We start from the raw sequence: 24,181 nt of genomic DNA, 5'->3' as shown, positions 1-24,181 counted from the left end.
TTATTTGCCCTCCTTCACTAAAACGGGCTTATCGAATGTGGAAGAGAGCTTGCGGATCCTGCGCTTGACAGCTTCAGGCGGTTCTACTTCCGGTGCATCCGGGTGAAGCAGCCATGTTTTTGCAAAGTGCGTTTCAGAGATTTGATACATTGGCGGTTCTTCTTCAAAATCTATGGCCATTGCAAACTGGTTCCTCGCTGCAAATGCATCTCCAGCTGGAGGATTTGTCAAATCAGGAGGAGTTCCAGGTATAGCTGTTAGTTCAGTCTTTCCATCATTTTCAAGACTAGGCATGGAAGCCAGAAGTCCCCAAGTATATGGATGGCGCGGATCATAGAATATTTCATCAACTGTTCCCATTTCTACAATCTGGCCGGCATACATAACAGCAACACGGTCAGCTACATTGGCAACTACGCCAAGGTCATGGGTAATGAAGATAATAGAAGTATCCATCTTGCTCTGAAGATCCTTCATTAAATCAAGGATTTGAGCCTGGATTGTTACATCTAGTGCTGTTGTAGGTTCATCGGCAATCAAGAGCTTTGGACTCGCCGCGAGTGCAATGGCAATCATAGCACGCTGCCTCATACCGCCTGAGAATTCGTGTGGATATTGGTTTACACGCTTCTCCGGCATAGGAATTCCAACAAGGCGCAGAAGTTCTGTTGCCCTCTCCTTAGCAGCGGAAGATGACATATTCTGGTGCTTGATCAGCACCTCCATAATCTGGCGGCCGATTTTCATCGTCGGATTCAGGGAAGTCATTGGATCCTGGAAGATCATGCTGATTTCTTTACCGCGGATCTTTTCCATTTCCTTTTCTGATTTTGGAACAATATCGTCGCCATTAAGAAGGATTTGTCCTCCAGCTATTCTGCCAGGCGGCATTGGAATCAGTTTCATGATTGTCTGAGAGGTAACACTTTTACCTGAACCGGACTCGCCGACAATCGCGAGGGTCTCACCTTTATGAAGGTCAAAGGACACGCCGCGGACAGCCTGGACCTCTCCTCCATAAGTCTGGAATGAGACTCTTAAATCTTTTACTTCGAGTAATTTTTCCATTTATCTCACTCCTTATTTGCGTAGTCGCGGATCTAGCGCATCACGAAGTCCGTCGCCGATTACGTTAAATGCAAAGATGGTCAAGCAGATAAACGTTGCCGGGAAGAACAAGCGCCAAGGATAATATCTAAGTGCCGGAAGGCCGTCATTTGCCATGGTTCCCCAGCTCGCTACAGGCGGTGTCAAACCAAGTCCCAGATAGCTAAGGAATGCTTCAGTAAAGATTGCCGATGGCACTGTAAGTGTCATGGTTACCAGAATAGGTCCCATTGTATTCGGGATTAGGTGCTTGAACATGATGCGCGATACATTTGCTCCCAAAGTGCGTGAAGCGAGAACATATTCCTGATTCTTGAGTGACAGGACTTGTCCACGAACTATACGGGACATATTGATCCATCCGGTAATGGTCATGGCTAGGATCATCGTGCCGACACTCTGTCCTAATACAACCATAAGAAGGATAACAAGCAGCAAGTAAGGAATCCCATAAAGGACATCTGCTGCACGCATCATATATTCATCGGTGCGCCCGCCTTTGTATCCGGCGATGCCGCCCCATAGGACGCCAATGAAAAGATCAATTAAAGCAGCTGCCAAACCGATGAACAGGGAGATTCGTGCACCTTCCCATGTACGGGCAAATACATCGCGTCCCAGATCATCTGTTCCGAACCAGTGCTCAGATGATGGCGATTGATTTTTATTGCCAAGATCATTTGATGCATAATCGTATGGAGTCATATATGGTCCAAAGATTGCCATAAATACAAGGATGGCCAAAAGCACAATCCCGAACATGGCAAGCTTGTTTTTTCGGAATCTAAGTGTAACATCTTTCCAGAACGACAGGCTTGGTTTACTGATTTTTTCAGCATCATTTTCTTGTGTGCCAACAACTCTGAATTTATCTTTTGATAACTGTCCCATAATTTACTCTCCTTTCTTCCCGCCTGCAAGTTTGATGCGCGGGTCAATGAGTCCGTACGCAATGTCGACAAGGAGAATAGACACTAACAGAATAACACTGTAGAATACGGTAACTCCCATAATAACGGTATAATCTCGGTTTGCGATGCTTAAAACAAAGTGGGAGCCAAGCCCAGGAATACCAAAGATTTTCTCGATTACGAAACTTCCTGTAATGATCCCTGCTGATAGAGGGCCCATATATGAAACAACAGGAAGCATTGCATTTCTGATAGTATGCTTTATGGTAATGACACCCTGGCTTAAACCTTTTGATTTAGCCGTTTTGATATAATCATTCGCCAGTACTTCAAGCATGGAAGAACGAGTCAAGCGGGCAATAAATGCCATTGGCGAAGCTGCCAGTGCTAATGCAGGCAATATAGTGTGCATAAAGGATTCCCATCTTGCTACAGGGAAGACGCCAAGCTTAATGGCAAGGAAATATTGAAGGAATGTTGCCATGATGAAGGACGGAACCGAAATTCCCATAACAGCCACGATCATCGCAGTGTAGTCCTGCCACTTGTTGTGCTTAAGTGCAGCAATGACTCCTAAAATAACACCGATTGATACAGCGATCAGGATCGCTTCAATACCGAGCATAAGAGATACAGGAAAACCTTCACTGATCAAGTCATTGACTGTCTGGCTCTTATACTTGAAAGACGGGCCGAAATCCCATTTCAAAATTCTTAGTAAATACTCCCCATATTGAACATACCATGGCTGATCAAGCCCGTAGTGGGCATTCAGGTTAGCTTCAATTTCGGGAGGCAGTTTTTTCTCTGATGTAAATGGATTCCCTGGTGCAATGCGCATAAAGAAAAACGTTGCTGTGATGATAAGCCACAGCGAGACAATCATATAGATTAAGCGTTTTCCAATATATTTCGCCATTGTCAAACACCTCCAATTTTATTTCTGCTCTATTCAGAAACGAAGGTATATGGGGGAAAAACCCCATATACCTCTCGTTTAGACAGCTATTATTATTAGCTATTCTTATTCAAAGTACGCCCATTTGTATTGAACGTCGCCAAGTCCGGAAACAGCTACGCCTTTAAGGCTTTCGTCCTGAACCCAGTTGTTTGTGTAGAAGTAGATCGGAGCTACAGGCATGTCTTCCATGAAGATTGCTTCTGCATCTTTCAGCAGCTGTTGGCGCGCTTCTGGATCAGCTTCTGTTGCAGATTTAGCTAACAGATCCTGGAATTCTTTGCTTTCCCATCCAGTATCGTTGTTACCGCCATCAGCATCACGGTAAAGCTCAAGGAAGTTGATTGCATCGTTGAAATCTCCAAGCCAGCCCATACGAGCTACCTGGTAGTCAAGAGCATGAACCTTATCAAGGTATACAGCCCACTCAGAGTTATCAAGAGTTACTTCAACGCCTAGATTTTGCTTCCACATATCCTGGATTGCCTGAGCAATCTTTTGGTGCGCTTCAGACGTGTTATAAGAAAGAGTTACTGCAGGAAGCTCAGAAGCATCCTTGTAGCCAAGCTCTTCAAGACCTTTTTGCAAGAATTCTTTAGCTTTTTCTACATCATTGTCAGCAAAATAGCCTTCTTCATTTTCAGCGAACATTGACGGCGGAACGATAGCCATCGCTGGAAGCTGTTCACCCTGAAGGATGTTGTCGATAAGCTCCTGACGGTTGATTGCATATGTGAATGCCTTACGGATATTCACGTTGTTGAAAGGTTCTGCAGTTGTGTTGAATTTATAGTTGTAAACACCAGCGATAGGCTGTGTTACAAGGCGGTCTTCATCTTTAAGGGCTTGCATAGCATCAGTCGGAAGTGCTCCAGTCGGTGCTCCAGCCCAGTCAAGCTCGCCGTTGTCAAGCATAGACAATTCAGTGTTTGGATCATTTACCATGATCATTTCGATAGAATTAAGCTTTACAGTGTCTTTATCCCAGTAAGTGTCATTCTTTTCAAGAACGATCTTGTCACTGTGTGACCATTCAGTCATTTTGAAAGGACCGTTTGAAGTGTAATCGTCGCCTGCATCATTTGCCCAGTCAGGGTTTGCTTGTGCAACCTTGCTGTTGATTGGCAGGTACGTATAGAATGCAGTCAATTCATTGAAAAATGGAGTAGGATTTTCAAGAGTAACCTTAAGTGTCTTTTCGTCTACTGCTTCGACACCAACGTCATCAAGGGAACCAGTGCCTTCATTGGCTGCCTGGCCACCAGCGATGTAGTAAAGCTGGTAAGCGTACTCAGACTGGTTTGCAGGGTCCAGAGCCCATTTCCAAGCATACTCAAAATCTTCAGCAGTTACAGGATCTCCATTTGTCCACTGAGCATCCCTTAAAGTGTAAGTATAAACCTTCTGGTCTTCTGAAACTTCAATTTTTTCTGCTGCAGCTTCTTCAGGCTTTCCATCTGGATTGATGCGTGTCAAACCTTCGAAAGTCTGGCGAAGAACAGTACCGGAAGTCGCATCCTTTGCAAGGCCCGGGTGAAGTGAAGGCGGTTCAGAGTTAATGTTAACCGCTAAGTCCTGAGGTACGTCTTTTCCTCCGTCGCCGTCGCTGCTGCTGCCGCTGTCTTTGTCGCCGCCGCTGCACGCAGCAAGGAACATGCTTAGAACAAGCAACATACTAAAAAAGATCGATAATCTTTTGTTCACGGTGTTACCCCCCTATATAATTTCCACAAATGCCTTTTGCAGGAATCTGTTCACGCTTGCATAAACATTTGTCCGCCTTGGAAATATTGCTCAAATAGTCAGTAAATTAAGTGTAAAAATAAACTGATTATCCGCGCAGCAAAAAATAGTAAGATTATAACTCAAAAGACAAAGATTATCCTCTATTCTGACAATTCGAGAGAAAAATCAAAAGGATAAGCCAAAATTTTGTAAGCTATAAACTTACTACCAATCTCTTCATCCATAGGTTTTCAGAACTATATGCAAGAATGTTACAAATTCGTAAAGAATCATTTGTTACGTTTATTATATGTATTTTAAAACTTGTTTGCAAGAGGCATTTATTTTTCAATGTAGGGTATATTGAGAAAATTGTCGAAAAAATACTTTTAAATCAAGAGTTTGCTAGTTTTAATTTTTTTGAAATTTTTCTTAATTGCTCTTTGAATGAAGGTCATTTGGACCTTGACTATTACCACAATTTTCTTTTTTGCTGAGACCATTTCCAGGCGGGAGATTTCGAATTCCCTTGATTTTTTCTTCAGTTTTGGTATATTTTAAAGTATAAAACCAATACTGTTGATGATAAAGCAATGACAAAGAGTAGTACATTTGCTCAGGGATTACAGAGAGTTTGTGGCTGGTGAAAACAAACATCCCGGCAAATCGAATGGACTTTAGAGCTCCGGCTGCGAAAGGCTGCTTCATTCTGCCTATTAGCATCCGGCGTATCCCGCGTTATGGGGAGCCCGGCCTGCATGCAAGCCGGGGATAAGAGGCCTCAGCCGAGGCACTTAGGGTGGCACCGCGGACCATTCGTCCCTATTTTTACAGGGGGACGAATGGTCTTTTTACGTTCTTTGCGGAGTTAATGCCATTTTTGCAGCTCATTTTTTTGTCTGCTGATACATCCAAGGAGGAATATATATGAAAACCATTTTTTCCGGCATCCAGCCGAGCGGCACTCTTACACTTGGGAATTATATCGGTGCCATGAAGCAATTCGTTGAATTGCAAAACGAATATAACTGCTATTTCTGCATTGTCGATCAGCATGCCATCACTGTCCAACAGGACCGGATGGAGCTCCGCAAAAATATCAGGAGCCTTGCTGCCCTCTATCTTGCTGTCGGGATCGACCCTGAGAAAGCAACACTTTTCATCCAGTCTGAAGTCGCTGCCCATGCACAGGCGGGATGGATGATGCAGTGCGTTTCCTATATCGGTGAGCTCGAGAGGATGACTCAGTTCAAAGATAAGTCCCATGGAAAAGAAGCAGTATCTTCCGGCCTTCTGACTTATCCGCCGCTTATGGCTGCCGACATTCTTCTATATAAAACAGACCTGGTTCCTGTAGGGGAAGATCAGAAGCAGCATTTGGAGCTTACAAGGGATTTGGCAGAGAGATTCAACAAGAAATATAATGACATCTTTACAATCCCGGAAGTGCGGATCGCAAAAGTGGGAGCAAGAGTTATGTCCCTACAGGATCCGACTAAGAAGATGAGTAAATCTGACTCTAATAAGAAGTCTTTCATCTCTTTGCTAGATGATCCAAAGCAGATTGAGAAAAAAATCAAAAGCGCTGTTACGGATTCTGAAGGGATTGTTAAGTTCGATAAAGAAAATAAGCCTGGTGTTTCCAATCTCTTATCTATCTACTCCATCCTTTCCGGGAGGACTATAGAAGATATCGAGGAGCAGTATGAAGGAAAAGGCTACGGAGACTTTAAAGGCGATCTTGCAAAAGTGGTTGTCGACACAATCGTTCCAATCCAGGAAAAATACACACAGCTTATGGAATCAAGCGAGCTGGATGAAATCCTGGATAAAGGAGCCGAAAAAGCACAATACACTGCCAATAAAATGCTGGCCAAAATGGAAAATGCCATGGGGCTCGGCAGAAAACGCCGATAATGAAAAAAGGGAGCTGTGATCAGCTCCTTTTTTCATTAAACCAAAGAGGGCATGGTTTTAAAATCCCCCTCCCCATAAATCAGGTCTTTAAATGGGGCTGTTAATTTCCGTTCCAGGCACTTCGCTTTCCGCGGGGCGGAGTTGAGCCTCCTCACCGCAAGCGGCTGCGGGGTCTCAACTCTTCCGCTATTTCCCGCAGGACGTTGAATCCTCTTCTTCGAATTTAACATCGCACGAAGAAAATGCGCATGCATTTTATGAGGAGTCTACGTGCCTTGCACTCCAATCAACAGGGTTTTCAATCTTTAGTTGTTCTTTATACAGTAAAGATAAAGTATGTCTTTTTCCAACAACTTAGTTTTGCAAATTATTTACCATGCATATTAATTCACTTTCGAGCCATGCTCCATTTCCCACAATTTTTCAAAGAATGGCTGCCCTTTGATGATATTCTCGCAAAAAGCTTCATGTTTTCCTGACCATCCCAGTTTCGTTTCCTCATACAGCGACTTCCAGGCTTGTTCAAATTCCAGCTGCTGGATTACAGTATATTTCTCCGGATTCCATTCTGTATACCAATAACGGATTTCGGCTGTATTCCCAGATGAATGAAGCTGATCAAGAGCCATAAAGAGAAGCTGCTTCAGCTGCCTTTCTTTTCTGGTGAGGCCGTTCATCATTTCCGGGGCTGGCGACAGAATGTGAAAATCCTTTAAACAAGATTGGTCATTGAATGCATAGCGGATTGTTTCCTGATTATCAAGCATTTCGTAAGCAAGCTGCTCCTGCCTCGGAATTAGCCGGCTTTTGCGGATTGGTATATTATAGCTGATCGTATCAACAGCCAATATGCCTGAACCGTCGGAGACGACAAAACAGTAATCAAGCTGGGTCCGCTCATGATTTTTTCGCAAATACGCTTTTTGGTAGATGTCGTTCAGCAGCTGTTGCGGCAGTTCTGATAAGTCGTTTTCTATGTAGTTGAAAAGAAGCGGCTCTACCTTTAACAATGGGACCTGATCAAGCAATTCCACACTGTCATCTTTTCTCCATTCATGGAAATGGCATACATTATATCCGTTCTCTTCCCCTTCAAACCAGTTCACCCATACATCATGAAGATACAACATCTTACAACCCCTCACTTCAAGTAACTATTTGTCACTCAGTATGAACAGGAAATAGTCAATTTATTCCTCCGTGTGCAGCAGTTTACTCTTCTGTTCCCTGCGGAAAGTATATGGCCACTGTAATAATGACAATCCCTGCAGGGAGCAGGCCGCACTCAGGCCTTTTTAAAATGTATGAAAAATAGTCACTCAATCCATGCCCCGCAATTAAGAGATTTAAATAAGCCACCGTGCTGATCCCGCCTGCTACAGCCAGTCCAAAGCCAGTGATAAAAATAAACAGTCTGAAGATCATTGGGCAGCTGGAATCCTTTTTGCTTGTCCCATATATACTCCTGCTTCCTTGTTTTTTAACATATATATGATAGAGAGGGTTAAATCATACGCCCAAAAGAAAAAAGACCCCAAAGGATCTTTAACTGCCTGCATTAAAAAAGGGTGAGCACCTGAAGTGTCTCGCCCTTTATGGTTCCGGCTGAAGCCAGCCGCATTATCTATTTGACTTAGGGTTAAATGCGTCCTTCAGACCCTCGCCAACGAAGTTGATTGATAGTATTGTCAGTGTAAGAACCGTTGCGGGCGGTATCCATATCCACCACTTGCTGGTCAATACATCCGGACTTCTTGCATCCTGAAGCATATTGCCCCAGCTTGGAATGTTCATCGGCACACCGAAGCCCAGGAAGCTTAAGCCTGTTTCAGCCACGATCATGGCAGCAAGTGTCAATGTAGCCTGTACAATAATGGTAGACATTACATTCGGCAACAGATGCTTGAAGATCGTTGTAACTGACGAACAGCCGATAGAGATGGAGCTCATGATATACTCGTTTTCTTTCTCTACCATTACCTTGCTTCGCACCAGACGGGCTATTCCTGTCCAGCTCAGCACACTAATGACGAAGATGAGTGTAGCTGTACTTGATTCTATGAAAATAGATTTAAGCACGATAACGAAAAGCAGGAACGGGAAGTTCATCATAAAGTCGGTGAATCGCATAAGCACATTGTCAACCCAGCCTCCGAAGAATCCGGCGGTGGCCCCTACGATCGTTCCAATCACAACTACTGAAATGGTGATGGAGAAGGCAAGAGTCAATGACGTTTTCCCGCCATGCAGGGTCCTGGCAAATACATCTCTCCCAGACTTATCTGTGCCAAAATAGTGGTCTGCTGAAGGCTCTTTGCTGATCTCAGTCAAATTCAGCTTAGCCGTCTCCTCAATCGGCATGGACAGCGGCTCGGCAAAAATTGAAACTAACACGATCAGCACAAGATAGCAGAGACTGATCATGGCGAGTTTGTTCTTTAAGAATTTCCTGCGGGCGAGAGCCCATGGCGACTGGCTCTTGGGAGGCTTTACAGGCTCCTCAACAGCCGTTGTACTTTGCTGCGAAATTGTTGGTTCCATAACTCTCACCTACCTAACTTAAACGTATGCGCGGATCTACTATTCCATATAGTATATCTGCTACTAAATTTCCAATAAGCGTCAGGATAGTCAGCATCATAGTGATGGCCATCATAACGGAATAATCACGTGAGTTTACTGATTCTACAAACAGGTATCCGATTCCCGGATATGTAAAAATAGTTTCGGTAATAATAGCTCCCCCGAAAAGGCCTGCAATGTCAAAGCCCAGCAGTGTAATAATCGGAATGACCGAATTTCTGAGGATATGCTTATTATAAATCGCTGATTCTTTCGTACCCTTTGCTCTGGCTGTACGAACATAATCTTTGCGAGAGCTTTCGATCATATCATTGCGCAGGAACTGGGTATATCCAGCCGTAGCCATGGTGCCCAATACGAGCGCAGGAAGAATAGTATGCTTGATTTTACTTAAATAATATTCAAAAGATCCTGGTTCAACGCCTGAACCTATACTTCCAGTCGCCGGGACCCATCCCAGCTGGAAAGAGAAAACGTAAATTGCCACTAGTGCTGCAACAAAGCTTGGAATGGCCAAGGCCAAATAGTTTATACCTGATATTAGATAATCTCCAGGACTGTAGGCAAATCTGCCTGAGAACCTGCCCATCATAAAAGCTAGAATATACGTAATCATAAGTGAAGTAAAACCTAAGAAAACCGTGTTCGGCAGCCTGTCGCCGATCAATTCCATTACATCGCGCTTATGGATGAATGAATCCCCAAAATCCCCTTGAACAACTCCGCCCATCCAGCGGAAATACTGTGTATGGATTGGGTCATTCAAGCCCATCTTTTCACGCATTTCCTCGATATATTCCGGATCGGAATTAAGCGGATCGATTTTTCCAGAGAGGGCGTCCCCTGGCATAAGCTTTGCCAGGGTGAACACCACTATGGAGATAAGGAAAATTATTGGGATCATACCTATAAGTCTTCGGATTGTGTATTGCAGCATACTCCATTCCCCTTATCTAAACCTTATTTCTTATTACTCAACAATGTGCCAGTTGTAGAACTCATCTGTGCCGCCTGGAGTTACTTTGACTCCGCCAACACGTTTGTTGATTGCCCATGCATCTTCCCTTTGGTCGAAGAAGATTACAGGAAGCTCTTCGTTAACAAGTTTCTGCCACTCGTTGTATACTTCTTTACGGTATTCGATAACATCCTTGTTTTCATCTTCAGGGAATTGAACACCCTTCTTGATGAGCGCATCGGATTCTTCATTCAGCCAGCGCCACATGTTCCACTTGTCAGTTGACAGCCAGATGCCGGATGGATCTGGATCATATGAAAGTCCCCATGCACCATGGAAAGTTTCCACAGATGGATCATCTGCTTCGATAGTATCATAGAACAGGTTGAAGTCTTTCAGGGAACCGCCGTTAAGCTGAGCCTTGACTCCAACTTCACCCCAAGATTGAAGGATGAATTGAGCACGTGCTTCAGATGTTTCTGCACTTGCCATTGCATCAAAATTGATGGAGAAAGGCTTTCCGTCTGGATCTTCACGGAATCCGTCGCCGTCCACATCTTTATAGCCGGCTTCGTCTAACAGGCTCTTTGCCTTTTCTGGATCATATTCATAAGTGTTGATTTCTGAATCGTCGATCTTAGCCCATGAAACGGATGGGAATGGTACGTTAAGCGGTTTACCTAAACCGTTCGTGAAAGCATCGATATAAGCCTGGCGGTCCAGTGCATAAACCAATGCCTGGCGAACGCGCTTGTCAGAGAATTTAGGGTTATCCATTACAACTTTTCCTGCTTTTGCATCATAGCGTCCTTGGTCAATACCGATATAGCTGTAAGACATAGCATCGATTGTTACAGGATTGATATTGCCAAGCTCTTTGATTTGTCCCCACTGGTCAGAAGGAGCCTGGATAACATCCACTTCGCCGTTTTCAATCAGGCCGGCAGCAAGGGATGGATCGATGATTTTGTAGACAACGCCGTCAAGCTTGGCAGGGCCTCTCCAATAATCATCATAGCGCTCATATTCAATCATTTCGCCAGGAACGATGTTCGTTACTTTAAACGGTCCGACACCGATCGGGTTTTTACGGACTTGGTCAGAGTCAGGAAGTTCTTTAGAAGAAATATCTCCATAATAATGCTTTGGTTCTGGATATGACCAGATGTTGTCAATCAGGTTGACAGAAGGTTCTGTTACAGTTACTTCTACTGTCAGGTCATCAATAACCTTGATACCTTCGATTTTGTCAGCTTTTCCATCCTTATATTCCTGAGCACCTTTAATCATTGCAACATTAGCAAAGCGCGCTCCCTCATATGTAGGATCCGCCAGCAGGTACCAGGCATATTCCATATCTTCAGCAGTCAATGGTTCGCCATCATGCCATTTAACGCCTTCCTCAAACTTGAAAGTTACAACAGTGTTATCTTCATTAAACTCCCAAGAAGCAAGGTTTGGAATTGGTTGCAGCTCATCATTATAGCCAACCATACCTTCATGCATGAATTGAAGGGCATTCGCATCATCTTCCCCTTCATAATAGGCAAAAGATAAAACGCCTTTAAACGCCTGAGTATAACCAAATGTTACTTTTCCGCCTTCTACTTCAGTTGTTCCTGCATCTTTGTCGTCGTCTTTTTTCCCAGTGTCATCGCCTGAAGTCTTTTCATTTCCGGAGCATGCAGCAAGGAACATAGACATTACCAGCAGAACTGAAAATAGCCAAAATGCTGATTTCTTCATCGTTTTCCCCCCATAATTGTCGGTTCTTTTTTTTCAAAATGGCCAAGCTTTAGTTATATAAGTGACATGCAACCCTATGTCCAGGCTTCACCTCCTTTAATTGAGGCTTTATCTTCGAGCACTCCGGCATTGCATGGGCGCAGCGCGGATGGAATGTGCAGCCGGAAGGCGGGTCGATCGGGCTTGGGACATCGCCTTCAAGGATGATCCGGTCTTTCTTTTTGCGGGGATCAGCCTCAGGTATCGCCGAAATCAGCGCCTGTGTATACGGGTGCAGCGGCTCAGCATATAAACTGGACTTATCAGCGACTTCAACAAGGCCGCCAAGGTACATGACGCCAATCCGGTCGCTCATATGCTTCACGACGCTCAGGTCGTGGGCAATGAAAAGGAAAGTAAGGTCAAACTCTTCCTGAAGCTCTTTCAAAAGGTTCAGCACCTGAGACTGGACTGATACATCCAGTGCAGAGACCGGCTCATCGGCGATGATGAGCTTTGGCTTCAGTGCCAGGGCCCGGGCGATTCCGATCCGCTGCCGCTGGCCGCCGGAAAATTCGTGCGGATATTTATAATAGGCGTCTTCAGGAAGCCCTACCTTTGCCAGGAGCTCCATTACTTCCGGCTTCAGGTCTTTCTCTGAGCGCCTTGTATAGTTGCGGATTGGCTCGGATATTAGGTTCCCTACCATCATCATCGGGTTCAAAGAGGCATACGGATCCTGGAAAACCATCTGGAAATCCTTTCGAATCTTCCTGAGACTTGTTCCGCGGAGATTTGTAATATCCTGGCCATCGAAAATGATTTCGCCATCAGTAGGCTCCAGAAGCCTCAGAATCGTCCTCCCTGTAGTGGACTTTCCGCAGCCTGACTCGCCGACAAGGCCGAGAGTCTCACCTTTTTTGATTTCAAAAGATACATCATCTACTGCTTTAACGGCAGCTACTGTCCTTCTCAGGATTCCGCCTTTAATAGGATAGTAGGTTTTCAGATTTTTGACTTCAAGCAGCGTTTCGTTGCCGCTTTTGTCTTTTTTCAGAGCGGGAGATGTTGTTGCTGTCGTCATTATAGTGTCACTCCTTCTTTCGGCCTGCTGGTTTCATAGAGCAGGCATGCTACCTCATGGCCTTCTTCATTTTCAGCCAGCAGCGGGGTGACGGCAGTGCATTCCGGCATTGCCTTAGGGCACCTGGCTGCAAACTTGCATCCCGTTTTTGGCATGTTTTTAAGTGAAGGTACAATCCCTTTTATTGTGCTTAGCGATTCGACTTCTTCATCCATTTTCGGGATCGCGCCCATCAGCAGCTCTGTATATGGATGCTTCGGATTATGGAAGAGTGTGTCGACATCTGTGCGCTCCACAATTCTTCCGGCGTACATGACAAAGACATCATCGCACATTTCTGCCACTACCCCAAGATCATGCGTGATCAGGATGATGGACATATCATTTACTTCCTGTATTTCTTTCAGGAGCTCAAGAATCTGGGCTTGTACGGTTACATCCAAGGCTGTCGTCGGCTCATCTGCGATCAGAAGCTTAGGCTGGCAGGCAATCGCCATGGCGATCATGACCCTCTGCCTCATTCCTCCCGACAGCTGATGAGGATATTCGTCGACTATTTTTTCCGGTCGGGAGATGCCGACGCTCTTCAAAAGGGCGATGCTTTTCTGCCTGGCTTCTTTTTTTGATAATTTCATATGGTTGAAGAGCACTTCCTGCAGCTGGAACCCTATTGAAAATACCGGGTTGAGCGAGGTCATCGGCTCTTGGAAGATCATTGCAATATCCTTGCCCCGTATTTTATTGATCTGGCGTTCACCCATGTCTTCGAGATGTACGCCATCGAAGACAACTTCTCCTGATTTGATCTTGCCGATCCCCTTCGGAAGCAGCTTCATGACGGAAAGGCTCATGACCGATTTACCGCAGCCGGATTCCCCTACGATGCCTACTACCTGGCGGGGCTTGACTTTGAAAGAAACATTATCGACTGCATTGTAATATTTTCCATCGATAGAAAAAGCAGTCTCTAAATTATTCACCTCTAGCAAAGGTGCATCTGTATTGGAGTGTGATTTAAAGCTCATGGGACACCTCTTACCTTTTTGAATTGTCTGTTAATTCATTGTATTTGATTAAAATACTATTACAGATTTATTACAATTGCAAGATTTTTTTAAAATTTATTAACTTTCATTATTTTAGAAAAAACAGAAAGCCCTTGATTTAGGGCTTTAAAGCGCTTTAATATACTAAAAAATTATAATTTGGTCTTCCAAAGTTTCGGGTTTCAAATTAAAAGAAACTTTTGTAGAAAAGTTATTCTTTTCGAAATATTGTTTTACAATCCAATACCCTGCAGCATATCCGAGCAGGTCCGGGTATCTGCCCTTTCCGAAAAGTATCTGATCATGAACATGATCTTTTTTAGTTTTATTCAGGTTTTCTTTAATATATTTCTCCCACCAGTTTCCAAGCTCTTTTTCTGAATAGCGGGTACACCAGGATGCCACATAGTCTTTGCCGCAATTCAGTTCAACCGCATATTCCGCCATTCCTTCAAGCGCCATTGAGTCCAGAAGGGTGTAATCCTGGAGTTTTTTCTTTTGCTCCCTGATCCGGCAGACATGATGGTACTCATGGACAAAAAGGGATTCCAGCTCTTTCTCATCCTGGGCATGTTCAAAGAAAAGAAACATCTTATCGGGAAATGAGACGCCAGACTTCACCGTTCCTGAACGCCTGGACCTGCTCCCGCTCCTGTTCACAGGAAAAATATAAACGGGGATATCCGGCCCGTTCCACTTTTTCCGGTACTTCTTTAAAAGCTCTTCTGCTGATTCCCATGTGCCTTTTCCTGCCAAATCTTCATACACCCTGAAATTTAACCGGTCCGGCCTGTACATCCCAAACCGTGTTAAATAACCGTAAATAGGCTCCGGTTCCTTTTCCCCGAAGTCATCCAGAAGCCGGCTGCAAATTTTCTCAGGCTCCCAGAAATCCTGTTCAAGCCATTTATCTGTTTCTATGATCCCCAAAGCCCTGCGCCTCCCTGTAAGATAATCTTTATATTCTATTGGCTGACGGCAGGAATGTTTCCCTGAAGACTTATAGAAATGCAAAAAGGCAGCACAGGCCGGAACCGGCGTGTGCTGCCTTTTTTGTTTCTATGTTTTATTCTGTATACTGCTTGAAAACGATGGTGGCATTATGGCCGCCAAAGCCCAGCGAGTTGCTCATTGCAGCTCTGATATCTTTCTTTCTGGATTCGTTTGGCACATAATCCAGATCGCATTCCGGGTCAGGAGTTTCATAATTGATGGTTGGAGGGAGAATAGCATCCTTCATGGCAAGAAGCGTGAAGATTGCCTCAACCCCGCCTGCTGCCCCAAGCAGGTGGCCTGTCATTGACTTGGTGGAGCTGACTGCCAGTTTGTAGGCATGGTCACCGAATACTTCCTTGATGGCAAGCGTTTCAAATTTGTCGTTATAATCAGTGCTTGTGCCATGTGCATTGATATAGTCGATATCCTGCGGTGTAAGGCCGGCATCATCAATCGCCATTTTCATCGCCCTTGCTCCGCCCTCACCGGCAGGCGCAGGAGCCGTAATATGATAGGCATCTCCTGTAGAGCCATAACCGACGATTTCTGCGTATATTTTGGCGCCCCTTGCCTTGGCATGCTCAAGCTCTTCCAGAACAACAATCCCAGCGCCTTCACCGATGACAAAGCCATCTCTATTTTTATCAAAAGGGCGGCTCGCGGTTTTAGGATCCGGATTAGTCGACAATGCGGTATTGGCACAGAAGCCGGCAACAGACATACGGGTAATCGGCGCCTCTGCCCCTCCAGTTACCATGGCATCCGCGTCTCCCCTCTGGATGACCTTGAAGGCATCGCCAATGGAATTGGTCCCTGTCGCACAGGCTGTGACTGTACAGGAATTAAAGCCTTTCGCACCGAGTGTAATGGAGACCTGCCCTGTTGCCATATCCGGAATCATCATTGGGACAAAGAAAGGGCTCACCCTTCTGTATCCTCTATTGAGGAAGGTTTCAAACTGATTTTCGAATGTTTCCATCCCGCCGATCCCGGAACCGATCCAGACGCCAATCCTTGGCGCATTCTCGTCATTGATCGTTAAATCGGCATCCTTTACAGCCATCAGCGCCGATGCCACTGCATATTGCGTAAAGCGGTCCATTTTCCTTGCTTCTCTTTTATCAATGAATTCATGTGGGTCAAACCCTTTGACTTCAGCTGCAACCTTTGCAGGATACTCATCGCTGTTCAGCCTTGTCAGTGGCCCTACACCTGAATTTCCTTCAATTATATTCTTCCATGCAGTTTCTGCATCATTACCGACTGGAGAAACTGCTCCGATTCCTGTCACGACAACTCTTCTATTTTCCATTATTTACACATCTCCTTCTTTGCCAAGGATACTTTTATTCATACACTTCCGGCCGGCCCGGCTTTCAGGCTGGCATTCTGCTATCTGCCCCAGCGCATCGCGATGGCGCCCCATGTAAGTCCTCCCCCGAAGCCCACCATTACAAGGAGATCCCCGTCCTTGATTTTTCCGGCTTCCAGTTCATCGACTATCGAGATCGGAATAGAGGCTGCCGATGTATTTCCATACTTATGGACTGTTTTGGACATTTTCTCTTCCGGCAGCTCAAGGCGCTGGCGTGCTGCTTCCATGATTCTGATATTGGCCTGATGCGGGATAAGGAAATCAACATCTTCCTTGGACAGCCCCGCTTTTTCCAGGACATTCAGGCTGCTTTCCCCCATTTGCCTGACAGCGAACTTGAAAACTTCGCGGCCGTTCATATAAATGTGGTCATTCTCATTCTGATACAAGTGCTTTCCGCCAGTGCCGTCCGCCCCAAGTTCGAAGGACAGTATTCCCTTATCTTCCGATACCGGGCCTATCACTGCTGCTCCTGCTCCGTCGCCGAAAAGAACTGCTGTGTTCCGGTCTTCCCAGTCGGTTATCTTCGACAGCTTTTCAACGCCTATGACAAGGATATGCTTATATGCGCCGGTTTCAATGAATTGCTTTGCAGTTATCATACCATACATGAAACCTGCACAGGCAGCACTGATGTCCATAGCAGCAGCCTTGACCGCACCAAGCCTTTCCTGCAGCATACAGGCAACAGTCGGGAACGGCTGGTCCGGGGTGACTGTTGCCACAAGGATCATATCAAGGCTTTCAGCAGAGACCCCTGAATTTTTAAGGGCGGCAACCGCAGCATTATAGGCTAAGTCGGAAGTGTCCATATCGTCACCCGCAATCCGCCTCTGTTCTATCCCTGTCCTTGTTCTGATCCACTCATCGTTTGTATCAACCATTTTTTCCAAATCAAAATTTGTCAGTATCTTTTCCGGAACGAACTTTCCGATTCCAAGTATGCCTGCATTCATGGAAACCCACTCCTTCTCACAATTTAAAAGCCAGCCGGCGAATCAGCCGTATTTATACTCATATTATTATCAATTATTATGACTTGGTACTAATTTTAGCAAAAATATTAAAGAAGAAGCAACCTTTTTACTTGAAAATTTCTCTTGCGCCCCGGCTTCTGCCCTATCACGGGAGATTTCCGGGCATACGTTATTATAAAGAAATTCAGTGGAAGGGGAATGCACGATGGACACGGACAGCAGGGAAGAAAAGGAGCATTCGGAGCTGGACGGATTCTCCAGATTCATGTTCGGCCCAAGACAAAGGATGCAGGATGAGTCTATGGCAAATGAGGGCCCAGAAGGCCAATCAATGAGACCATCGGGAGATTGGATATTGGGCGGCTCTGAACGCAAGCCGGCAACCGGCCGGGAAGATGCACGGGAGCCGGGCCAGATTGAAAAGATTCTCGACGGTGTAGACCTTGGAGAGCTTATGGACAATATTGATACCCTTATGACTTCAGCCGGACAGCTGAAGCCGCTTTTTAAAAAGGTGACACCTTTATTCCAGCAGCTCCTGAAAAAAGGACAATAAGAATGACTGGATAAAAGCGAAAGAGGTTCCTCAACAGTTGGAAGCAAAAAAAACAAGCTGCCTGATTCAGGGCAGCTTGTGTTATGTAATGATATCCGTTCTTATTCCCCGCTTTGGGCATCCTGCCTGCCAAGCTCATATGCTTCATTCATGACTTTGGTGAAAAGTGTCATAAATGGCTGGATCATCTCAAGCGACAGCTCGATTCCTGCCTTTTCCAGCTCCTGCTGGGCTTCAGGCATATATTTCATAGCTATTTGCATAAACTCCATCGTTTTATCATTGGATTGCATAAGGGCATTTCCTCCTTTTCCTCAACTTTGGCCAGGCAATTTGCCTGTCTCTTTATACCTTTCAATAGATGAGTTTAGCTCATCCCGATAATTTGGGTCAACATCCGGACTGTATTTTCCAAGCGAAATCACACCATCTTCAAAATCAAATGACAGATTCCCCGATTTAAGCTCCCCCTCATTCATCCTTTCGGCCACCAGCTCATAAAGTGCATCTACATGCTGGATTGTACTCGTAAGGACGGTCGATTCCCCGAGGTCTGACTGGTCAGAAATATAGCCGATCGCATACAGACCCAGTTCTTTCACTTTTTCGATCACTGGCACATTAAAGCCGTCGCCGGCAGGGTAAATCACATCAGAATGGTTCCTGGCCATGACATCCAGGAGCTCCAGGGCCCTTTGTTCATTATCCCATTCTCCAACATAGCGGATCTCCACCTCTATATCTTCATTCTGGTAGAGGGCTCCCTCATAGAATCCCTCGACCTCAGGCTGCCATTCAAAGGCTGCCATCACTCCGACTTTATTAGTTTCTGACATTTCTGCCGCAAGCATCCCTGCAAAATAACCCATAGCATACCCTTCAAAATTCAAGCTGGTGGTATTTTCATTATTGGCATCGCCATTAAAGCTGACAAAATGGATGTCAGGATATTCATCCGAAATTTCGTTGAAATACAAGGCGTACTCGTTACCGTGGCCAAAAATAAGGTTTACCCCTTTCTGGGCGTACTCCCTTACAGCACGCTCAACAACAGGAAGAGAGTTCATTCCTTCTTTATAGAATACATCCACATCGAATTTGGATTGGATCTTCAGCATCCCTTTATAGCCCTTGGTGCCCCAGACCTGGTCATTAATCGTATCGGGCACGAGCAGCCCTGCTTTCTTCAGCTCTCCGCGGGGAGAAGCCTGTCCGCATGAAGACAGCACCAGAAGGAGCAGCAGAATCGGGCTTATGAATTTAACAAAACGGAGCATGTATATCTGACCGCCTTTCCAAGCGCACTGATAAAGGCTCTCTAAATGGTGCCGCTGGCCGGGAAAACAGCCAGCAAAAAGGCAGTAGTGCAGCTTCAGTATTTAAGGACGGCACCGGCTGTCCCGGCACCTGATAAAAGAGCCATAAGACCCATAATTTCCTTGTCTTATATCATTTTACCCTTAATTCAGCGGAATGAAAATAAATTTCCTTCATTAGAAATCTTTGGAGCTGCCTGGCCCGCATAACCGGCTTGAAGGATCCTTTCCTCTTTTTAGAGATTCTCGCTGCTTATCCAGCACAATGTGATAAGGTGTCTCTTCTCTGATGATTTTCCTGCCTGCTTCAGGAGAGATTGCGGGAGTGCAATCGGCCGGCTCCTTCATGCCAAGATGCCTGGCACATTTTTTCCAGCGTCCTTCTTCCCCGCTCCATAACAAAAGAGCCCCGGATTCTTTTGTTTCGGCTGCTTCAATAATTCCTTCGGCGGCTTCCGCTGCATGGATTGCATCCCCTTTATGCTCTAGCCTGTTGTTATCCTTTTTTCCAAGCCCCTCTATTGCCTGCTGAAAAGCAAAAGCAGAAGGCTGCCAGAGCCCGAACAATGTAGGAAGATATATTTTCAGGGCTCCAGGCTGGCAGCTTCCATCTCCCCCCTTTTCATCATATTGGACGGGCATCAGGATGACAGGCTTGGAGCCTGTTTCTTCTATTGCGCCCTTTAAATGGCCGAACATCCCTTCCCATGAAGGGAGCTCCGGTTCTTCCCTGAAATAATAGTCATAAAGCGAAAGGAAAATGAGATGGGGTTCCTCAATGGAGCCCTTTGCCTTCCAGTCTGCTGCGCTGTACACGGTAAAATTGGCATTGCGTCCGACAAGCAATTCTTTATCTGCTGTATACCTGTCATCCCCTCTTGAGCCGGGGACAATCCCTGTCACTTCAAGGCCGCGGTCAAGCAGCTTCATTGTCAAGTGGAAACCCAAAAATTCGTATGCACCTACAACAATTGCCCGATTCATAGCACTTCCTCCCTGATACGCTTACTTTTAGTATCTTATGCCGGGAAACTGGAAATATTTCTTGGGCCGGTGCACCTTCCACGCATAGATATCTATAAAAAAGAAGCCTATTGGATAATAGGCCTCCTATAAAATCTTTTCATATGATTTTAAAAATTGGGCCATCTGGCTGCCAAGCTGCTGCTTTTTGTCAGGGAGCATATAGCAGATCGATATGGGCGCATTCTCATCCTTCCACTTAACAGAAAGTTCATTCAGCAGGCTTGACTGTTTATATGCCCTGCCTCCTGACAGTACATGGATGATTTTCACCGGGATCGGCGTGCGGTCCATTATTTCCTCTGCCGGCATGCTTCGTTCTGCCAGAGCCCGGGGCGAGTCAGACTCATGTGATATGGCAAGCTCCTTAAGAAGCTTTTTATAAAAAAATTTATGTTCCTTTTCCTGCTCCAGATGGTCCTTGAGCGAAAGGACAGGGTTCAGGAGGATGACAGAGCGGATTTTTCCCTCCATTTCCCTCATGAGCTTCAAGGCAGCCAGTGCTCCCATTCCTTCTGCGATAATGTGGATTTTTTCATTGATGATTTCTGTCCTCAGGATATGTTCGTATAAATTCCTCGCCATCTCTACCGCCTTATCACTGCCCCAATTCCTCCCATACAGATTGGAATAGAACACTGTATATCCGGCTCTCCTAAGAAGGCGTAGAATCGATGCCTTTCCTTCATTCTGCGTCCAGAAGCTGCTCTTTTCGTCAACGAAATGCCTTTCATCCCCAATGATCATGATACCGAAACCTTTTGGCCGCTCAGGATAGTGGATCATATTCCATTCGGTATCAAGTTTGAAGTTTCGGTGTTCCATTATAAAAACTCCTTTAACATATGTGATCATAATTAATGTATGAAAAGCATGGATAAATGCAAGGGAATATGCCTACCGCCATTGAAAAAGAGGAAACAGCCCCTGGCCCCGGACAGCCAAGGCTAAAAGGCGTTTATTATTTTTTCAGGTTGTGGTAATATGATATAAGATTACATAATGAGGTGAAAACAGTGAAATACTTTTGGACTCTTTTCTGGACTTTCCTGCTTGTAGAAATGCTGACATATGTAGTCAGTTCCATGATTGGCTCAACATTTGATTTTGTAACCGGTGCCATCGTCGCTGCAGGTGCCACTATCCTTATTCTTGTACTGTCTGCCATTATCCCTGAGGAATCTGCAGGCAAACAAGGCTTGCATTAATCAGCCGCCAAAACCAGGTCATCCTGCATGAAGCAGGATGACTTTTTTTGGCTGAGGCCCATCAGGACTTCCGTGAAGCCTTAAGTATGATGTCCCCTTCTTCTATTCCTATTTCAACAGAGCTGTTATCCCGGACCCTTCCTGAAATGATTTCCTTCGCCAGCCTGGTTTCAATATTCCTTTGGATGAATCGTTTAAGCGGCCGCGCCCCATACACTGGATCGAATCCATTTTGTGCAATATATTCTTTCGCTTCATCCTTTATACTTATTTTAATATGCTGGTCCTCAAGCCTCCTCTGCAGGTCTGCCATCAGCTTGCCGACAATTCCTTTAATGTCTGCCAGCGACAGAGGCTTGAACAGGATCAATTCATCGACTCTGTTAAGGAATTCAGGGCGGAAGCGGCTTCTCAATTCCGTCATGACCCTGTCCCTTGTCCCCTCAGGGATTTCATCGCCTGCCTGCTCGAGCAGGTAGGCAGAGCCGATATTGGAAGTCATGATGATGACTGTATTCTTAAAATCAACCGTCCGGCCCTGGGAATCCGTTACACGTCCATCATCCAGCATCTGCAGGAGAACATTGAAAACTTCAGGGTGGGCCTTTTCAATTTCATCAAGAAGAATGACTGAGTACGGCTTTCTCCTTACTGCTTCTGTAAGCTGTCCGCCTTCCTCATATCCTACATACCCTGGAGGTGCGCCGATTAGTCTTGAAACTGCATGTTTTTCCATATATTCGGACATATCGATCCGGATCAGCTGTTCTTCATTGTCAAAAAGGGAGTGTGCAAGCGCCTTAGCCAGCTCAGTCTTCCCCACTCCGGTTGGCCCCAGGAAGATAAAGGAGCCGATTGGCCGGTTAGGATCCTGTATCCCGGCTCTTGCCCGGAGGACGGCATCTGCTACAAGGCTGACCGCTTCCTCCTGCCCGATAACGCGCTGATGGAGAGTATCCTCAAGCTTGAGGAGCTTTTCCCTTTCACCCTCTACAAGCTTTGTGACAGGGATCCCAGTCCATCTGGCCACAATGCCGGCAATTTCATCTTCTGTCACCTCTTCGCGGAGGAGACGCTCTCCCTGCCTTTCCCCTTCCTCGGATTCCAGCTTCTTCAGCTCTTTCTCGAGGGCGGGGATAGATCCGTGCCGCAATTCCGCCGCTTTGTTGAGATCATAATTATTCTCAGCCTCCTGAAGATCCAGGCGGTATTTTTCCAATTGCTCTCTTTTTTCCTGAACCTTTTGAATAGCTTCTTTTTCAAGCTCCCATTTCGTTTTCATGGAGTATGCCTTTTCTTTCAGTCCTGCCAGCTCTTTCTGCAGGGCTGCAAGGCGTTCGCGGCTGCTGTCATCACTTTCTTTTTCGAGAGCCGCTTCTTCTATTTCAAGCTGCATGACACGGCGTGACACTTCGTCAAGCTCAGCAGGCATAGAATCGATTTCTGTCCGGATCATGGCACATGCCTCATCAACAAGGTCGATTGCTTTGTCCGGGAGGAAGCGGTCAGTGATATATCTGTCAGAAAGAGCTGCTGCAGCGACCAGGGCACGGTCATGGATGTTGACGCCATGGTGGATTTCAAATCTCTCCTTAAGCCCCCGCAGGATGGAGATGGAATCCTCTACATCCGGTTCGCTTACGAGCACCTGCTGGAACCTGCGCTCAAGCGCCGGATCTTTTTCAATATACTTTCTATGCTCGTTGAGTGTGGTGGCACCAATGCAGTGCAGCTCTCCGCGTGCAAGCATCGGCTTCAGCATATTCCCTGCATCCATCGCCCCTTCGGTCTTCCCCGCCCCTACAATCGTATGGAGTTCATCAATGAACAGGAGAATTCTCCCTTCACTTTTTTTCACTTCATTCAATACTGCTTTTAGCCTTTCTTCAAACTCGCCCCTGAATTTTGCACCTGCAACAAGGGAACTCATATCGAGTGAGAAGATCGTTTTATCCTTTAGCCCCTCCGGCACATCCCTGCGCACAATCCGCTGGGCCAGCCCTTCTACGATGGCAGTTTTGCCAACGCCCGGCTCCCCTATAAGGACGGGATTATTTTTCGTCTTCCTGGAAAGGATGCGGATGACATTCCTGATTTCGCTGTCCCTGCCGATCACAGGATCCACTTTCCCAGCCTTCACTTCGGCAACAAGATCTCTGCCATATTTCTTCAATGCTTCATAAGATGCTTCCGGGTTTTGCGAGGTCACTTTTTGATTCCCCCTGATAGCCATAATAGCTGTATTTAATTCTTCAAAGCCAGCCCCACTAGCGGCCAGGAGCTTGCCTGCCTGAGTTTTTCCGCGCGCAGCGGCAAGCAGCAGATGCTCTGCTGAAAGATAAAGATCTTCAAGCTCCTGCATCGTTTTTTCCGCCTCGGCGAGAAGCCTCTGCAGGGCGGCAGTTATATAAAGCTTTCCTTGCTCAGCTCCACCCCCTGATACCTGGGGCTTCTTTGCCAGACTGTCTTCGAGTCCGCTGCTGAAGCTTTTTGCAGAAGCCCCGGCTCTCTCTAGGATCGTGCTGACAAGGCTGTCTTCCTGTTCCATAAGGCTCAGGAACAGATGGGCTTCGTCTACTTCCTGATGATGCATGATTGATGCCTTTGACTGGGCATTCAAGAATCCCTGCTGCATCCTTTCCGTCATTCTGTTAAGATCCATCAAAAACCCTCCTTTGACCTTTATTGACCTTTATTTATATTATAGACTTTTGTA

Annotated in this window: 22 protein-coding genes and 1 other annotated feature; of the genes, 3 read left to right on the top strand and 19 right to left on the bottom strand. The window is 45.8% G+C overall.

All coding sequences use genetic code 11. The features are described 5' to 3' along the window. The 4 genes from ACQCVH_RS03850 to ACQCVH_RS03835 all read right to left on the bottom strand — a co-directional run bounded on the left by ACQCVH_RS03850 (position 1) and on the right by ACQCVH_RS03835 (position 4,680). Positions 1–1,068, bottom strand: a complete 1,068-nt coding sequence (locus ACQCVH_RS03850; protein ID WP_426834525.1) for an ABC transporter ATP-binding protein — start codon at positions 1,066–1,068, stop codon at positions 1–3. A 12-nt stretch (positions 1,069–1,080) separates the two neighbouring features. Beyond that, a complete protein-coding gene (locus ACQCVH_RS03845; RefSeq protein WP_426834524.1) occupies positions 1,081–1,998 on the bottom strand; it encodes an ABC transporter permease in 918 nt (305 codons plus the stop codon). Positions 1,999–2,001: 3 nt separating this feature from the next. Then, positions 2,002–2,937 (bottom strand): ABC transporter permease, encoded by a 936-nt coding sequence (locus ACQCVH_RS03840; RefSeq protein WP_224900138.1) that lies wholly within the window; start codon positions 2,935–2,937, stop codon positions 2,002–2,004. Positions 2,938–3,042: 105 nt separating this feature from the next. Further along, positions 3,043–4,680 (bottom strand): peptide ABC transporter substrate-binding protein, encoded by a 1,638-nt coding sequence (locus ACQCVH_RS03835; protein WP_224900136.1) that lies wholly within the window; start codon positions 4,678–4,680, stop codon positions 3,043–3,045. A 605-nt stretch (positions 4,681–5,285) separates the two neighbouring features. After that, positions 5,286–5,528 (top strand) — a binding site (T-box leader). A 100-nt stretch (positions 5,529–5,628) separates the two neighbouring features. Here ACQCVH_RS03835 and trpS point away from each other — a divergent pair. Next, positions 5,629–6,618 carry a tryptophan--tRNA ligase gene (gene trpS, locus ACQCVH_RS03830; RefSeq protein ID WP_224900134.1) on the top strand — a complete coding sequence of 330 codons (990 nt, stop codon included), beginning with the start codon at positions 5,629–5,631 and terminating at the stop codon, positions 6,616–6,618. A gap of 383 nt (positions 6,619–7,001) precedes the next feature. Here the strand turns inward: trpS and ACQCVH_RS03825 are convergent, their stop codons facing one another. From ACQCVH_RS03825 to ACQCVH_RS03780, 10 genes are all read right to left on the bottom strand, one after another. After that, complete coding sequence (locus ACQCVH_RS03825) at positions 7,002–7,748, bottom strand: YjbA family protein (RefSeq protein ID WP_426834523.1); 747 nt, start codon at positions 7,746–7,748, stop codon at positions 7,002–7,004. An 82-nt stretch (positions 7,749–7,830) separates the two neighbouring features. Then, positions 7,831–8,043: a YuzI family membrane protein gene (locus ACQCVH_RS03820; RefSeq protein WP_426834522.1), complete on the bottom strand. Its 213-nt coding sequence runs from the start codon at positions 8,041–8,043 to the stop codon at positions 7,831–7,833. A gap of 195 nt (positions 8,044–8,238) precedes the next feature. Further along, entirely contained in the window at positions 8,239–9,159 is a 921-nt protein-coding gene (gene opp4C / locus ACQCVH_RS03815) for an oligopeptide ABC transporter permease (RefSeq protein ID WP_224900126.1), read from the bottom strand. Between the two features lie 13 nt (positions 9,160–9,172). After that, positions 9,173–10,138 (bottom strand): oligopeptide ABC transporter permease, encoded by a 966-nt coding sequence (opp4B, locus tag ACQCVH_RS03810; protein WP_426834521.1) that lies wholly within the window; start codon positions 10,136–10,138, stop codon positions 9,173–9,175. Positions 10,139–10,171: 33 nt separating this feature from the next. Continuing rightward, complete coding sequence (gene opp4A, locus ACQCVH_RS03805) at positions 10,172–11,905, bottom strand: oligopeptide ABC transporter substrate-binding protein (protein ID WP_426834520.1); 1,734 nt, start codon at positions 11,903–11,905, stop codon at positions 10,172–10,174. A gap of 49 nt (positions 11,906–11,954) precedes the next feature. Further along, entirely contained in the window at positions 11,955–12,968 is a 1,014-nt protein-coding gene (locus tag ACQCVH_RS03800) for an ABC transporter ATP-binding protein (protein WP_426834519.1), read from the bottom strand. Continuing rightward, positions 12,968–13,993, bottom strand: a complete 1,026-nt coding sequence (locus ACQCVH_RS03795; protein WP_224900118.1) for an ABC transporter ATP-binding protein — start codon at positions 13,991–13,993, stop codon at positions 12,968–12,970. Before ACQCVH_RS03795 ends, ACQCVH_RS03800 begins: the two co-directional genes overlap by 1 nt. Before the next feature lie 165 nt (positions 13,994–14,158). Beyond that, entirely contained in the window at positions 14,159–14,944 is a 786-nt protein-coding gene (locus ACQCVH_RS03790) for a DUF2268 domain-containing putative Zn-dependent protease (protein ID WP_426834518.1), read from the bottom strand. A gap of 136 nt (positions 14,945–15,080) precedes the next feature. Further along, positions 15,081–16,322: a beta-ketoacyl-ACP synthase II gene (gene fabF / locus ACQCVH_RS03785; protein WP_426834517.1), complete on the bottom strand. Its 1,242-nt coding sequence runs from the start codon at positions 16,320–16,322 to the stop codon at positions 15,081–15,083. An 80-nt stretch (positions 16,323–16,402) separates the two neighbouring features. Further along, positions 16,403–17,341, bottom strand: coding sequence for a beta-ketoacyl-ACP synthase III (locus ACQCVH_RS03780; protein WP_426834516.1), 939 nt, complete (start codon positions 17,339–17,341; stop codon positions 16,403–16,405). Positions 17,342–17,567: 226 nt separating this feature from the next. Here ACQCVH_RS03780 and ACQCVH_RS03775 point away from each other — a divergent pair, with 226 nt between their 5' ends. Beyond that, positions 17,568–17,918, top strand: a complete 351-nt coding sequence (locus ACQCVH_RS03775; protein WP_426834515.1) for a hypothetical protein — start codon at positions 17,568–17,570, stop codon at positions 17,916–17,918. A 101-nt stretch (positions 17,919–18,019) separates the two neighbouring features. On the opposite strand, the gene ACQCVH_RS03770 is transcribed toward ACQCVH_RS03775, so the two are convergent. The 4 genes from ACQCVH_RS03770 to ACQCVH_RS03755 form a co-directional block, all read right to left on the bottom strand. Continuing rightward, positions 18,020–18,211, bottom strand: a complete 192-nt coding sequence (locus ACQCVH_RS03770) for a ComZ family protein (RefSeq protein ID WP_009794082.1) — start codon at positions 18,209–18,211, stop codon at positions 18,020–18,022. 21 nt (positions 18,212–18,232) lie between these two features. Further along, complete coding sequence (locus tag ACQCVH_RS03765) at positions 18,233–19,195, bottom strand: BMP family ABC transporter substrate-binding protein (RefSeq protein WP_426834514.1); 963 nt, start codon at positions 19,193–19,195, stop codon at positions 18,233–18,235. A 216-nt stretch (positions 19,196–19,411) separates the two neighbouring features. Beyond that, entirely contained in the window at positions 19,412–20,218 is an 807-nt protein-coding gene (locus tag ACQCVH_RS03760) for a Rossmann-fold NAD(P)-binding domain-containing protein (RefSeq protein ID WP_426834513.1), read from the bottom strand. Between the two features lie 126 nt (positions 20,219–20,344). Continuing rightward, a complete protein-coding gene (locus tag ACQCVH_RS03755; RefSeq protein WP_257990264.1) occupies positions 20,345–21,082 on the bottom strand; it encodes a lipase family protein in 738 nt (245 codons plus the stop codon). A 191-nt stretch (positions 21,083–21,273) separates the two neighbouring features. Between ACQCVH_RS03755 and ACQCVH_RS03750 the strand changes: the two genes are divergently transcribed. Further along, entirely contained in the window at positions 21,274–21,465 is a 192-nt protein-coding gene (locus ACQCVH_RS03750; protein WP_224900099.1) for a YjzD family protein, read from the top strand. A gap of 61 nt (positions 21,466–21,526) precedes the next feature. On the opposite strand, the gene clpB is transcribed toward ACQCVH_RS03750, so the two are convergent. After that, positions 21,527–24,127, bottom strand: coding sequence for an ATP-dependent chaperone ClpB (gene clpB, locus ACQCVH_RS03745; protein WP_426834512.1), 2,601 nt, complete (start codon positions 24,125–24,127; stop codon positions 21,527–21,529). Positions 24,128–24,181 lie beyond the last annotated feature (54 nt).

The sequence above is a fragment of the Bacillus infantis genome (assembly GCF_050107595.1).
GTDB lineage: Bacteria > Bacillota > Bacilli > Bacillales > Cytobacillaceae > Bacillus_AB > Bacillus_AB infantis_C.
The sequence above is the reverse complement of the archived record's forward strand: the minus strand, read 5'-3'. Positions and strand labels throughout refer to the sequence as shown.